The sequence below is a fragment of the Trichocoleus sp. AS-A1 genome, from assembly GCF_039962015.1.
GTDB lineage: Bacteria > Cyanobacteriota > Cyanobacteriia > Cyanobacteriales > FACHB-T130 > FACHB-T130.
In genome coordinates this window covers 40,651-53,778 of the sequence record NZ_JAMPKG010000011.1, presented here as the reverse complement: position 1 = coordinate 53,778, position 13,128 = coordinate 40,651, and the positions used below count along the sequence as shown (strand labels likewise).

At 48.6% G+C, this 13,128-nt stretch carries 13 protein-coding genes; 6 read left to right on the top strand and 7 right to left on the bottom strand.

From position 1 onward, the window contains the following. The first annotated feature begins 94 nt into the window (after window positions 1-94). Complete coding sequence (locus NC994_RS10505; protein WP_190410968.1) at window positions 95-535, top strand: peroxiredoxin; 441 nt, start codon at window positions 95-97, stop codon at window positions 533-535. A gap of 95 nt (window positions 536-630) precedes the next feature. On the opposite strand, the gene NC994_RS10500 is transcribed toward NC994_RS10505, so the two are convergent. From NC994_RS10500 to NC994_RS10485, 4 genes are all read right to left on the bottom strand, one after another. After that, window positions 631-1,020 carry a hypothetical protein gene (locus tag NC994_RS10500; protein ID WP_190435086.1) on the bottom strand — a complete coding sequence of 130 codons (390 nt, stop codon included), beginning with the start codon at window positions 1,018-1,020 and terminating at the stop codon, window positions 631-633. Window positions 1,021-1,155: 135 nt separating this feature from the next. Continuing rightward, a complete protein-coding gene (locus NC994_RS10495) occupies window positions 1,156-2,052 on the bottom strand; it encodes an ABC transporter permease (protein WP_190410970.1) in 897 nt (298 codons plus the stop codon). 62 nt (window positions 2,053-2,114) lie between these two features. Beyond that, window positions 2,115-3,134, bottom strand: a complete 1,020-nt coding sequence (locus tag NC994_RS10490) for an ATP-binding cassette domain-containing protein (RefSeq protein ID WP_190435082.1) — start codon at window positions 3,132-3,134, stop codon at window positions 2,115-2,117. Window positions 3,135-3,371: 237 nt separating this feature from the next. Further along, window positions 3,372-4,133 carry a 3'-5' exonuclease gene (locus NC994_RS10485; protein ID WP_190435080.1) on the bottom strand — a complete coding sequence of 254 codons (762 nt, stop codon included), beginning with the start codon at window positions 4,131-4,133 and terminating at the stop codon, window positions 3,372-3,374. Window positions 4,134-4,359: 226 nt separating this feature from the next. Here NC994_RS10485 and NC994_RS10480 point away from each other — a divergent pair, with 226 nt between their 5' ends. Further along, window positions 4,360-5,553, top strand: coding sequence for a pentapeptide repeat-containing protein (locus tag NC994_RS10480; protein WP_190435077.1), 1,194 nt, complete (start codon window positions 4,360-4,362; stop codon window positions 5,551-5,553). Here the strand turns inward: NC994_RS10480 and NC994_RS10475 are convergent. From NC994_RS10475 to NC994_RS10465, 3 genes are all read right to left on the bottom strand, one after another. Continuing rightward, entirely contained in the window at window positions 5,550-5,726 is a 177-nt protein-coding gene (locus tag NC994_RS10475; protein WP_190435075.1) for a hypothetical protein, read from the bottom strand. The genes NC994_RS10480 and NC994_RS10475 overlap by 4 nt on opposite strands. Beyond that, the gene (locus NC994_RS10470; protein WP_190435072.1) at window positions 5,723-6,709 is read right to left on the bottom strand and encodes a heme o synthase; all 987 of its coding nucleotides are present in this window, start codon (window positions 6,707-6,709) and stop codon (window positions 5,723-5,725) included. Before NC994_RS10470 ends, NC994_RS10475 begins: the two co-directional genes overlap by 4 nt. Before the next feature lie 112 nt (window positions 6,710-6,821). After that, complete coding sequence (locus tag NC994_RS10465; RefSeq protein ID WP_190435070.1) at window positions 6,822-7,748, bottom strand: heme A synthase; 927 nt, start codon at window positions 7,746-7,748, stop codon at window positions 6,822-6,824. Window positions 7,749-8,357: 609 nt separating this feature from the next. On the opposite strand from NC994_RS10465, the gene NC994_RS10460 reads away from it, so the two are divergent. The 4 genes from NC994_RS10460 (at window position 8,358) to NC994_RS10445 (ending at window position 13,086) form a co-directional block, all read left to right on the top strand. Then, complete coding sequence (locus tag NC994_RS10460; RefSeq protein WP_190435068.1) at window positions 8,358-9,449, top strand: cytochrome c oxidase subunit II; 1,092 nt, start codon at window positions 8,358-8,360, stop codon at window positions 9,447-9,449. A gap of 131 nt (window positions 9,450-9,580) precedes the next feature. Continuing rightward, window positions 9,581-11,344, top strand: a complete 1,764-nt coding sequence (ctaD, locus tag NC994_RS10455; protein WP_190410977.1) for a cytochrome c oxidase subunit I — start codon at window positions 9,581-9,583, stop codon at window positions 11,342-11,344. Window positions 11,345-11,427: 83 nt separating this feature from the next. Then, window positions 11,428-12,057 carry a heme-copper oxidase subunit III gene (locus NC994_RS10450; protein ID WP_190410978.1) on the top strand — a complete coding sequence of 210 codons (630 nt, stop codon included), beginning with the start codon at window positions 11,428-11,430 and terminating at the stop codon, window positions 12,055-12,057. A 201-nt stretch (window positions 12,058-12,258) separates the two neighbouring features. Further along, a complete protein-coding gene (locus NC994_RS10445; RefSeq protein WP_190410979.1) occupies window positions 12,259-13,086 on the top strand; it encodes a pentapeptide repeat-containing protein in 828 nt (275 codons plus the stop codon). The last annotated feature ends 42 nt before the right edge of the window (window positions 13,087-13,128 follow it).

The window sequence follows — 13,128 nt, the reverse complement described above, 5'->3', positions numbered from 1 at the left end:
CGTCATCCACCTTAGCTTAGCCCAAGCGGAATTTTAAAATATTGTAAAATTTGATTTTCACCAAACAATCATAACTGAGCAGGAAATAGAATTTATGGCTCTAGCAGTCGGTACAACGGCACCCACTTTCACCGCCAAAGATACCAATGGGAACACTGTCTCGTTGTCTGATTTGGCAGGAAAAACTGTGATTTTGTATTTTTATCCCAAAGATGATACACCCGGCTGTACCAAACAAGCTTGTAGCTTTCGAGATGCCTATGCAGACTATCAAGGCAAAGATATTGTAGTCTTGGGCGTTAGCAAGGATGATGAAGCGTCTCACCAGAAATTCACCGAGAAGTTCAATTTGCCTTTTCCCCTACTGGCAGATGTCGATGGCAGCATTATCAAAGCTTATGACGTTGAAGGAAGTAGCGGTTATGCCCAGCGCGTAACTTACGTGATTGATGGCACTGGCAAGATCGTTCACGTTGATTCCAGCGTCAACACGGGTAGTCATGCTCAGGATATCTTAGCGGCACTGGCTTCTTGAGCCGACGACTTTAGTCTCTAGAAATAATCCGAGAAGCCCGATTTCCTTAAGGAAACCGGGCTTCTCAATCACAGGACTATTTGAATACTGATTAGTTATGGCGTCGAAGAGGCGGGTGTTACTGAGTTTACTGGAGTGACAGGTGCTACAGGTGCTGCCTGATTGGGAGTACCAAGAAGTTGTAGTTGTTGACGTCGGAACTGATCGGCGGCAGTATTCAGATTATTCTTCTGGTCAGAATTAAACTCGTCCATACTGCGAATGTTGCCCAAGGTGGCTCGATGCATCAAGTCAAAGACACCAGACGCACCGCCGTTATTCGTCCGAGAAAATGGGTCTGTATTTTGCTCTTGGAAAGTGTCTGCGGGACTGACCGCTCCTGGTTGCGACAGGGTTGATTGAGCCAGAGTCAATTGAGGCAGCAAGCAGGAGGCGAATCCCATGCCAGCCAGAACACCGAGAACCAGTTTAGTTTTTTTATTCATGACAATTTGGGGCGAAACACGCTACGAAAGTTGTGAGTTTTGAGTTTTGAATAAAGACGAAAAAATTGATCTCTATGTTCAACTTTATAACTCAAAACTCACTCAAGACTTGGTACTCATTACTCAAGACGATTCTTAAGCAAACCGACGACGCAGCAGGGGTTGAATTGTTAATAATATTACTGCATCAAAACCGAGAAGCACCAATATGGCAGTGCCAAAAGTTACAGTGCCCCAAGGAGCTTGCATTACTACGCTACTGAGTGCCCAATCACTGTGGAGATACAGATAACGAATTGGCTCAATCGCATAGCTGAGGGGATTGAGAGTTGCAACAACCTGCAACCAATTGGGCATGAAAGATAGAGGGGCGAGGGCTGTGCTGGCAAACAGTAAAGGCAGGTTGGTAACAAAAATTACAGCAATCAGCTCGACGTGACCGGGCAAAGCAAAAGCTAAACCCAAGCTCAAAGCGGTGACACCCAGAACCAGCAACAGAACAATCAATGCGATCGCGCCCAAGCCTAAAAGATTGGGTAAACCGGCTCCCAAAAAAGCACTGGCTGCAACAATCACTGCCGCTTGGATTAAGCTCAGCGTCACAATATAGATAGCTGAGGCAGCCACAATTGAGAATCGGGATGCCAGAGGAGCGACTAATAAGCGGTTGAGAAAGCCAAATTCCCGGTCAAACATCACCGGCAATCCAGCATTCAGTGCCCCGGCAAAGGCGGTAAAAACAATCACCCCGGCACCGAGAAATTGCCCGTAGCTCAAATCATTGCCAAAAATGCCTTGAGGAGCATTTTGAAACAGCGCCCCGAATAGAACCAGCCACATCAAAGGCTGGATAATTCCCGCCACGAGCGTCGAGGGACGCCGTTGCAATTGAATGAATAAGCGCTTCGTTAAAGCCAGAGTTTCTTGAATAAAGTCGCTGACGAGGCTGGATGCAGCACCGGCATTAGATTTACCAGCTGCCTCTGGCTGCAACCGGATATCAGGTTTAGGAGGCGTTATCGTACTGCTCATATTAATTTCAGATGTTGATGTTGGATGTAAGATTTTGGTCGCTTGGTGGTGTAAAAGCTGGCTTACCGCATATTCTGCTTTTTCTCTGCCTTCGGATCGCGGCTACCCGCTGCTGCAAGTTCTGCATCCATCAGGGTTCTACCCGTAGCCGCGAGGTAAACATCATCTAAGCTAGGTCTAGCTTGGGCAATGCCAAAAATCGGTAAATTAGCGGCTTGTAGAGATTGCTGTATCGTCATCAGCGCGTCGCTTTGGGGCGTCACTACTAAATTAAGGGAATTCCCCTGAGCGTTATTGATGATCGCTTCTTGGACAAAGGGCAGAGATTGCAGCATATTTTTCGCTTTCTCTGCTTCCTCAATAGGAGAAAATTCGCGGATACGCAGGGTGATGCGATCTCCTCCCACTCGATCCTTCAACTCAGAAGGCGTCCCAGCCGCAATCACCACCCCTCGGTCGATAATCGCCACCCGGTCGGCTAGAGCATCAATTTCTTCTAAATAGTGGCTAGTAATCAGCACCGTTGTCCCCGATGCTCGCAACTGGCGCAAGAAATCCCACACAACGACACGGCTTTCAATATCTAACCCCACGGTTGGTTCATCCAGAACTAAGACATCTGGCTGATGCAGCAACCCAGCAGCTAAGTCGAGGCGCTTGCGTAAACCGCCAGAGTAGGTGCCAGTTTTTTTATCGGCGTATTCTTGCAATCCCAAGATGCTCAGCACCGCCTCAATTCTCTGTTTCGCTACGGCACGGGGGAGGTGATACAGTGCGGCTTGCAGTTGCAAGAGTTCCCGCCCTGTCAGCACCTTATCTAAGGCTACCTCCTGAGCCACATAGCCTAAGCGTTGCCGTGCCCCCCTAGGGTTATCCACAACGGAGATGCCAGAAACTTCAATTTTGCCAGCATCGGGTGTTGTCAGGGTACACAAGACCCGCAGGGTTGTTGTTTTCCCGGCACCATTCGGCCCCAATAGACCAAAAATTTCACCAGGTTCGACCTGAAAGGAAACATTTTTAACGGCTTCTACTGAGCCGTACCGTTTCTGAAGCTTTTCGATTAAAACAGCGGGAGCCATAGATGTCCCAAATTAACAAATCTAAACACTATTTGTTTCTATTGTATTTCAATCCCTCATCAGGATTTATACTCCTACCGTGCTGGACTTCTCTACTTGAAAGGCGAAAAGTCCGTACCATCTCAGGACGATACAGCGCCAGACAATTATACGGATAAGCGATCGCGACCGTCCCCATATCTGAGATAGAGAAAGCGCGATCGCTTGATTTAACTAAATTGGGAAACTCTAGCCGGATTAGTGACAGAGTGCTATTTGCGTGACAGAGAAAGGAAGTTTTTTGCTATCATCCACAGCCATTGTTCGTTCCCAGCTCTTTCGCTCAGAAATCCACCTGAAACCCGCCTGTTTTGCCTGTTGACGATTGTCATAGGTTACAAGAGCTTTAAAAAGAGCTTTGGGTCTTAAAGCTCTTTCAAACATAGCTTGCAAGTTTTCCATGCGATCAAAAAGAGCTGCGATTAACTGGCAATCAGTTAGTGTCCTATGCGTTCCAAAAACTCCAATGTCATGAGCTGCTGCCAATTCGAGCAAAGATTGACCAGAACGGGTTTGACGAGGCCACTTGAAATCGTTACAAGTACATACCCAAGGAAGCGGTTCCCCTTCAAAGTTCAATAAAGTAGGTAATGTGCTTTTCCCATTTTTTGAGAGACCAAACCACTTCTTATCAAACTCGGCATTGTGCGCCACAATAACTTGCGCCATTTTTGCCATCTCAACGAGCATCCGCACTCCCCGATCAGCTTGTTCTGCTGTCATTTCCATTAGCGGTGCTGGTTTAATTCGGTTTATATGCTCTGCCGGATTACTCTGTGCAGGCAAAATTATTGAAAATTGCTCGATGGTGGTTTGGTGCTTCACCGAATAAAGGATTGCTCCAATTTCTATCACCTGGCCCGCGTTTACTTCCAGATGTGTTGTCTCTGTATCGACGATTAAAACCTGATCGGGCGTGTGAAGCCGTTGCTGAGGTACAGCTAATGGATTGTGGTTCATAATGGAGATAACAAATTAACTACAGGCCCCCAGCCTTAGAGCTGGCGGGCTTTTTTTTGGCAATTCTGCCCTTGACATCCACAGCATAACTTCGCCAATATCGCCCTGTCAACTATTTAAGTAGTTAGTTCTTTTACAATAATGTTCATAAGCGTGAGTAGTATCCGATATCATAAGTATAGTGAGACACGTCCTGATTAAGTCTCAAGTGGTAAACAAAGCGCTTATGAAAAAAATTCGCTGTAAGTTAAAGGATTTGATGGAAAAACGGGAGCTATCCCAGTACAAACTAGCAAAAGAGACGGGTCTTAGTATCAATGCCATCAGCAGGCTTTACAAAGGTGAGTTTGATCGAATTGACTGCAATACATCTGAAGTTTTATGCGACTACTTTGGCTGCGACTTATGCGAACTTTTTCCTCTAGAGGCTGATTCCTCAGAACGGATGGGAGAGGATGAGCTTCGGAAGCGATATGCAGCAGGGGAGAGGGATTTTTCAGGAGTAAACCTCAGCACTGCCAGCTTAATTGGGGAAAATCTGAGTGGGGCTATTCTAACTGGGGCTATGCTGACCTCAGCTATCTTGACTAGCGCAAACCTAAGCAAGGCAAACTTGGATCAGGCAGATTTGACAGGAGCATATCTGAAAAAAACAAACCTGAATGCAGCCACCCTAAGAGGAGCAAAGCTCCGTTTAGCAAGACTAGATGCGGCAAAACTTGTCTATGCAGAACTAACTGACGCAGACCTCAGCCAAACTTCTTTAGAAGATGCAGAGCTTCGTTGGGCAAACCTAAGTGGGGCAGTTTTAAGAGGAGCAAACTTAAATAACGCACAAATGGCTAGAGCGAACCTGAGAAAAGCCGACTTGACCAATGCAGAACTAACGGGAGCGCATTTAATGTGGGCAGACCTGAGTGAAGTAAAGGCGATCAGTGCTGCTCCTGAGGTGAGTAGTGCAAATTTTAGTAGTGCCGACTTGAGCGGTGCTAACCTCAGCAGTGCCAACCTGAGTGGTGTTGACCTAACAAATGTCAACCTCACAAATGCAAATTTGAGTAGTAGCAATCTGAGTCGTGCCATTCTGAATGGTGCTGACCTAACTGGTGCCATTCTAAATAGTGCCAATATGACCAATAGTATTTTAGAAAAAAGCTATCGGGGAAACACTACTGTGGTAGTAGCTTTGAGTGGTGCTGACTTGAGTGGTGCTGACTTGAGTGGTGCTGACTTGAGTGATGCTGACTTGAGTGGTGCTATCTTGAGTGGTGCTGACTTGACCCATACCAATCTGAGTGGTGTCAACTTAAGAAATGCTAATCTACAGAATGCTTCCTTGAACAAGGCTAAATTTAGGGGAGCAACAATGCCTGATGGCAAAATATTTAGCAGTTCAGAAGAGGAGTTTTCCGAGTTCTAGCTGTTAGGTTTAGATAGATTTTGCCGGTTGAGCGATCGCGCTAATTGTTGATAGAAATGCGATCGCATTCCCAATCCTTTCCGCAAGAGTTTAAACAGAGCGATCGCTTTCAACGCAAAAAACCCGCCTAGGCGGGTTTTTTGTTTAGACGCGATTTCTAATCGCGGGATCATTGCAAAATTGCGATCGCGCTAATGAATGTCTGTAGATGTTCGCCAACAAATGCGGTGAATTGATGCGTCACTGGTAAACTATCGACGACAATGCCGGTGCAGAGCAGCATCATGTAGAGGATAGAGTATTTAAAAAGCGATCGCGCGACCTGTTTATCTCCAGGTGACTGCAATAATTGCCATGCTTTCTTAATAAAGATACTCCCCAGGATTGAGGCAACAATGCCATAAACAATACCAGACGTGCCTAAAGGATAAACCAGCAGCAACGTCATCGGTACCATAATCAGGGTGTAAAGCCAAATTTGCCGAGTCGTGACCACTTCACCTTCAACCACTGGCAGCATCGGAATGCCGACTTTGGCGTAGTCATCTCGGATCATTAAAGCTAACGCCCAGAAATGGGGGGGTGTCCACACAAATACGATGGCAAAAAGCAGCCAAGCTGCCCAGCTTAAAGTGCCGGTAACAGCTGCCCAACCGACTAGCGCTGGGATCGCTCCTGCGGCACCGCCAATCACGATATTTTGCGTGGTGTGGCGTTTTAGCAAGTGGGTGTAGATGCCCATGTAGAAGACAACGCCTGAGATTGCTAAGAGGGCACTGAGCAGGTTAGCGAAGACGGTCAGCAAGGTGAAAGAGAGACAAGCCAGGACAATTGCAAAAATTAGCGCATCGCGGGACTGCACCCGACCGGAAGGAATCGGGCGGTGGCGGGTGCGCTCCATTGCATAATCGATATCGCGATCGTAGATGCAGTTGAGGGTTTGAGCAGATGCAGCAGCGAGAGTCCCACCCGCCATCGTCACCAATAACAACAGCGGATCTACCTGTCCATCTGATGCCATCCACATACTCGCCGCCGTTGTGATCAACAGCAGCGGGATAATTCGGGGCTTTGTCAGCTGGTAGTAACTCTGAATGACCTCTAGGAAGTTTTGGTGTCTGCGGGAGACATCGGTTCCAACTATCATTTCCTGCATTATTTATTTTTTCCTAAATTACTTAGCCTGCCGCAACGCGATCGCTCAAGGGTAAACGAGCGCAGGCTTTGTTTGTAGAGTCCCACCCTGAGGGGTGCGGATTGATGAAGAGCTATACGGAAGGGTTGGGAATGACACTGGCGCGATCGCGCAACGCCAAAACAGTAAAAGCAACAAGCGTTCCGAGTAAGGCGGCTCCGACTGCCTGGTGAGCGACGGTCAGTGGTTCTACTTGGAGGTGCAAGCGGAAGGTCGCCACACCGAGAATCACTTGTAACACCAGTAAACCACCACCCAGATTAGCCAGACGGCGCAGCATCGGGTGCAGTGCGGGTGTGCGCCATGCCAAAAGCACGACAGCAACGATCGCTAAAGTTGGGGGAACGACACCCGCAATGTGGCTATTCATCACCGTACACAACTCTTGCGCCCCAAAGCACTGATGGAGCGCCCAGCGAGAACCCACTAATCCACCCAGGAGGCTTTGTAGATAGACCAAAATTGCAGCCGTTAAACTCACCCACGGCAATTTTCCAACCGTGCCCGTGCCTTGATAAGGCAACAGTGCCGCGCCAATTATCAGGAGGGTCATGAAAAACAACAGTGCGGTTCCCAGGTGAGCAGTGACAATATCAAAACGCAGCAAGTGCGTTACGGTCAGCCCTCCCAAGACGCCCTGAAATACGACTAAAAAGAGTGCGAAGGTGGACGCCCAAGGCATCCATTTGGGGAGCGATAGCCGATGCCACCAGGAAAGAACTGCTAGCGCGATCGCGCCGAAGCCGATTGCTGCCGCGTCCAACCTGTGAAACCACTCCAGAAACACCTGAAGATTCATCTGCGAAGAAGGCACCAGTTGACCGTAGCATAGAGGCCAATCCGGGCACGCCAGCCCAGCATTCATCACTCTTGTGGCACTCCCAATCGCCATCAAAACCAGCGTAGCGACGCCCAGCCGAAACACCAAGCGACGGATCTTGTCCCTAGGGTGGGAATCCTCCGGAGTGCGAACATCCTGATGAAGGACGGATTCTGTCATAGCGTTCAAAAAGCTAATTTTTCACCAATCAAATCAGAGTATCCGCTCAATTCCAACCTAGCATCTGAATGGAGGAAGATGACCGGCTCTAGCTACCACTCTAATGACCCCGTTGCATCATCAGCCACCGCTTTAGGAATTTCTTCCAATTGCCGAGATTTGGCGGAAATTGAGGCGAATTAGGGCAATGCAATAACCTCTGCGGCTAAAATTTTTAGATTTCTTCTAAATCAAGTATTTCATTGTAAAAAAGAATACTGGTATTCAAAGAGAAAACCGCTAGAATCCAGAAGCAATCTTCTAGCTCTAAATCCCGAATCCCTGACAGGGCGGGAGACGCCTCCCAGGATTCATCCTAGCGGAAATGGCTTTGTCTGCTGGTACCTTTCCTGAAAATGGCGGCGATCCCAAAAAAATTCCAAAAGATAACTCAGATTGGCTCACCTTTATGGGATCTCTGCCTTACCGTGGTTAATGAGGCTCTTACTGATTTCCTAAGATCGAACACAAAGGCAGCTTCACTTCGAGGCAGTCTAGATAGACCAAATCGGTCTGGGCATCAGCCCACACTGTTTTGTTTAGAATTGCACCAAATCCAAGACAAAGCCCGTGAAAATCCCAAGCTCGATATTAACTTTACTGGTTGGCATTGTGCTGACCCTTGTCAGCCTGTGGTACGGTCAAAACCACGGTCTTTTGCCGATAGCAGCCTCTGAGGAAGCAACCCTAATCGACAGGCTGTTTAACGCGATGATGACCATTTCCACAGGTCTGTTCCTGCTGGTTCAGGGAATAATTATCATTGCGGCAATTAGATTTCGGCAACGTCCTGGCGATGATACGGACGGGCCACCCGTGCATGGCAACGTTCCCTTAGAAATTTTGTGGACGGCGATTCCAGCGGTGATCGTCCTGGGAATCTCGATCTACAGTTTTGAGGTTTATGGTCAAATCGGCGGACTGAATCCGATGGATCATTCGGTTGCTCACGCTCCGAGTCATCAGCAGGTTGCCAAAATGCCTGGAGCGGCGATTGCAGCTACCTTAACAGAGGCTGAAAACGCCACGGACACTGAAAATCGCAATCAGCAGCTGCAAGATAAAGTCTTAGAAGACCCCGCTACGGCAAAAGTCCGCAAGGAGCTTCCTCAACTGCGGGATTCAGCCGATGTAGGCGTAACTTCCGGTCGCATTGGTCCCACACCTGACAAGCAAGGACAAAATCCAGAATTTTATGTGAATGTTACGGGTCTACAGTTTGCTTGGCTTTTTAGCTACCCCGGAACCGATGTGACAGCGGGCGAATTGCATCTTCCGCTTGGACGGGAAGTGAAATTGAACATCTCGGCAAATGATGTTATACACGCTTTTTGGGTGCCTGAGTTTCGCCTCAAGCAGGATGCGGTTCCAGGACGCCAAACTGAGCTGCGGTTTACACCCAACAGACTCGGTGAGTATCCGCTCATTTGTGCGGAACTCTGTGGTGCTTATCATGGAGTCATGAAGACAACGGTCATTGTTCAGACCCCCGAAGATTTCCAGAATTGGCTTGCCGAGCAGCAAGAAGTTGCCAGTTCGGAGACTCTCGATCGGGCGGTGGCAGTAAACCCCGCAGAACGCTCAGATGCTGAGTTTTTGGCTCCCTACGCCAGTGAAATGGGGATCGATGCCGAAACTCTACACCCTCTCCACCACCACTGAGTAAGAGAGTGATGAGTGATGAGTGTTGAGTTGTGAGTTAAAAAAGTTCTCGTAAAAATCTTTTATTTAATTCAAAACTCAAAATTCAAAACTCAAAACTCTTCTGACCCCCCTTAACTTCTGAATTTGAGATGACACAAGTAGAGCTTCAAGAAAAAGCAAATCTACCAGCCCACGGTGAACAACCGAAGGTAACCCATTGGCGAGAATACTTTAGCTTTAGTACCGACCATAAAGTGATTGGGATTCAATACCTAGTCACGACGTTTATCTTTTATTTGATTGGTGGAGTCCTGGCAACAGCCGTTCGCACGGAACTGGCAACGCCAGAGTCCGATTTTGTCGCCCCAGATGTTTACAACAGCTTATTTACGGTTCACGCGACGGTGATGATCTTCTTGTGGATCGTGCCTGCGGGAACCGGCGGCTTTGGGAATTACCTGGTGCCTTTGCTGATTGGGGCAAGGGATATGGCGTTTCCGAGACTGAATGCGATCGCCTTCTGGATCATCCCACCGGCTGGGTTGCTGCTGTTGAGCAGTTTCTTAGTCGGGGCACCCGGTGCGGGTTGGACTTCTTATCCCCCCTTGAGCGTTGTCAGTGGCAAACCCGGTGAAGCGATTTGGATTCTCAGTGTCCTGATACTGGGAACCTCTTCAATCCTGGCAGCGATCAATTTTCTCGTCACCATCTGGAAGATGCGGACGCCAGGGATGGGGTGGAATCAAATGCCCTTGTTCTGCTGGGCAATGCTCGCCACTTCTGCATTGGCTCTCATCGCTACGCCAGTTTTAGCAGGGGCACTGATTCTATTATCCTTTGACCTGCTGGTGGGTACGTCCTTCTTTAACCCGACCGGGGGGGGCGATCCCATCGTGTATCAGCACCTATTCTGGTTTTACTCCCACCCGGCGGTTTACATCATGATCCTCCCCTTCTTCGGGATGATCTCTGAAATTTTGCCGGTTCACGCCCGCAAGCCGATTTTTGGTTATAAAGCGATCGCTTATTCCAGTCTGGCAATCAGCTTTTTGGGGCTAATCGTCTGGGCGCACCACATGTTTACCAGCGGCACCCCTGCCTGGTTGCGGATGTTTTTCATGATCACCACAATGGTGATTGCTGTCCCTACAGGGATCAAAGTATTTAGCTGGTTGGCAACCATTTGGGGCGGCAAACTGCGCCTGAACAGCGCCATGCTGTTCGCAATGGGCTTTATCTCCATGTTTGTCATCGGCGGCATCAGTGGCGTCATGGTGGCAGCTGTGCCCTTTGATATCCACGTTCACGACACCTACTTTGTCGTGGCTCACCTGCACTACGTCCTCTTTGGCGGCAGTGTTTTCGGCATTTATGCCGGATTCTATCACTGGTTCCCCAAGATGACGGGGCGGATGCTGAACGAAACTTGGGGCAAAGTTCACTTTGTCCTGATGTTGGTTGGCTTCAATATGGCATTCCTGCCGATGCACAAGCTAGGTCTAGAAGGGATGAACCGACGGATTGCTTCGTATGACCCGAAATTTACCACTCTCAACGTGATCTGCACGATTGGGGCATACATCCTCGCCGTCTCCACCATTCCTTTCATTGTTAATGCCTGCTGGAGTTGGATAGCGGGTCCCAAGGCACCTGATAACCCCTGGCAAGGACTGACCCTAGAGTGGATGACAACCTCGCCCCCGCCACCGGAAAACTTTGAGAAAGACCCAGTGTTAGCCACTGGGCCTTATGACTATGGGATGGGCGATCGCCGCACTCAAGTAGAGGTGCCCTTTGACGAGCCTCGAAATCCAGTCTTGGCTGCTGGCCCTGACTCGGCTCTCCGTGCCGATCCCGATCCCGCAGTGGCGGTGAATCCCGATGACCGCCAAGGAGAAAGTCACAATCGGTAATGGTAATCGGTAATCGGGAAACGATGACCTATTACCGATTCTCCACTACCCATTACGTATCCAACTCTTTCTAGAGGAGATTCATGCAAGGTTCAACGATTGACCCAGCGAAAACTGCCCTCAACTATCACCACAACTCAGAAGCGACTGTGGAAGCCCACGGCGTAGAACATCATGATTTCCGCATCCAGGGGCTGATTGTGTTTCTGATTGCGGAAGGCATGATCTTTGTCGGCTTATTTACCGCCTATCTCGCCTTTCGCGCTGTGGCACCCAGTTGGCCCCCGGAAGGAACGCCAAAGTTAGAGCTATTACTGCCCGGAATCAACACACTGATTCTGATTTCTAGCAGTTTCGTGATCCACAATGCAGATACTGCCATCAAAAAGAACGATGTGGCAGGTTTAAGGACTTGGTTTGCCGCAACTGCCTTAATGGGAGCGATTTTCCTGGGGGGTCAGGTTTACGAGTATACCCATTTGGAATTTGGCCTCAGCACTAACTTGTTTGCCAGCACGTTTTATGTTCTGACTGGTTTCCACGGTCTCCACGTTCTTTTAGGACTAGGGGCGATGATTGCTGTTTTGTGGCGCAGTTTAAAACCCGGTCACTACAGCAGCGAACACCACTTTGGCGTTGAAGCCGCAGAGATTTATTGGCACTTCGTCGATATTGTGTGGATTATTTTGTTCACCATCCTCTATCTGATTTGAATCTTTGTTTTTGCTTTTTTGACAAAGCTTGCCCCCAATTGGGGGCTTTTTTATGAGGAAAAGTTACTCTACTGATTGGAGGCGGGAAGGAGTCCTAAAATTTTAGATTTGGGGTTTGGGATTTTGGGTTGAAAATCTTAGACAGTCAGCGACTTTCCCGATTGAAAATCATGCAACTGTTCCGCAAATTGGTATGAATCGATGGACGCAGATGAACTACTGAGGAAATATGTAGAGGGCGAAAGAGATTTTTGTCTAGCCGACCTAAGTGGAGCCGACCTGAGTGGGGTAAATCTCAGTCAGGCGGATTTTAGTGGGGCCAACTTAAAAAAAGCTACCTTGAGTCGAGCGATTCTGAGCCGATGCACCCTAGCCGCAACCCACATGGAGGAAGCCGACTTGTGTGAGGCAGACTTGCGTAGAGCCGATTTGAGTGGAGCTGAAATGTTTGGAGCCTTCTTAATTGCAGCCAACCTGAGTTTAGCCGACTTGATTGGCACCGACTTGACGAAAGCCAATTTGAGTTTAACCGACTTGATTGGAGCTGACTTGATTGGAACTGACTTGAGTGAAGCTAACTTGAGTTTAGCCGACCTGCGGGGAGCTGACCTGAGTGGAGCTAATCTGAATGAGGCTAATCTGAGCGCATCCCATCTCTATGAAGCTGACTTGAGCGAGGCCAACTTGGAGGGAACGAACTTCCGTAGAGCGCTCTACAACGAACAAACTAAGTTTCCCGAAGAGTTTGATCCAAAACTAGCAGGAGCATTGTTGATTGCCCCGAATGTATTGCTGGCAGGGCTAGACCTGAGTAGAGCGAACCTTCCTGGGGTTAATCTGCGTGGAGCTAACTTGAGCGGTACTAACTTGAGCAAGGCAGATATGGTTTGGGTAGATTTGAGTGGAGCCAATTTGAGTGGAGCTAATTTGAGTGGAGCCAATTTGAGTGGAGCCAATTTGAGTGGAGCCGACCTCAGCGAAGCTAATTTGAGTGGAGCCATCATGCCGGATGGCAGCCTTCACGACTAGGTCAGATCAAACAGTGAGAGATTAGACAAGACTCGTAGGGTG

Bases quoted from the DNA above. Each gene is read 5' to 3' on its own strand.
- NC994_RS10505 (WP_190410968.1), top strand. From the start codon at position 95: ATGGCTCTAGCAGTCGGTACAACGGCACCCACTTTCACCGCCAAAGAT.
- NC994_RS10500 (WP_190435086.1), bottom strand. From the start codon at position 1,020: ATGAATAAAAAAACTAAACTGGTTCTCGGTGTTCTGGCTGGCATGGGA.
- NC994_RS10495 (WP_190410970.1), bottom strand. From the start codon at position 2,052: ATGAGCAGTACGATAACGCCTCCTAAACCTGATATCCGGTTGCAGCCA.
- NC994_RS10490 (WP_190435082.1), bottom strand. From the start codon at position 3,134: ATGGCTCCCGCTGTTTTAATCGAAAAGCTTCAGAAACGGTACGGCTCA.
- NC994_RS10485 (WP_190435080.1), bottom strand. From the start codon at position 4,133: ATGAACCACAATCCATTAGCTGTACCTCAGCAACGGCTTCACACGCCC.
- NC994_RS10480 (WP_190435077.1), top strand. From the start codon at position 4,360: ATGAAAAAAATTCGCTGTAAGTTAAAGGATTTGATGGAAAAACGGGAG.
- NC994_RS10475 (WP_190435075.1), bottom strand. From the start codon at position 5,726: ATGATCCCGCGATTAGAAATCGCGTCTAAACAAAAAACCCGCCTAGGC.
- NC994_RS10470 (WP_190435072.1), bottom strand. From the start codon at position 6,709: ATGCAGGAAATGATAGTTGGAACCGATGTCTCCCGCAGACACCAAAAC.
- NC994_RS10465 (WP_190435070.1), bottom strand. From the start codon at position 7,748: ATGACAGAATCCGTCCTTCATCAGGATGTTCGCACTCCGGAGGATTCC.
- ctaD (WP_190410977.1), top strand. From the start codon at position 9,581: ATGACACAAGTAGAGCTTCAAGAAAAAGCAAATCTACCAGCCCACGGT.
- NC994_RS10450 (WP_190410978.1), top strand. From the start codon at position 11,428: ATGCAAGGTTCAACGATTGACCCAGCGAAAACTGCCCTCAACTATCAC.
- NC994_RS10445 (WP_190410979.1), top strand. From the start codon at position 12,259: ATGGACGCAGATGAACTACTGAGGAAATATGTAGAGGGCGAAAGAGAT.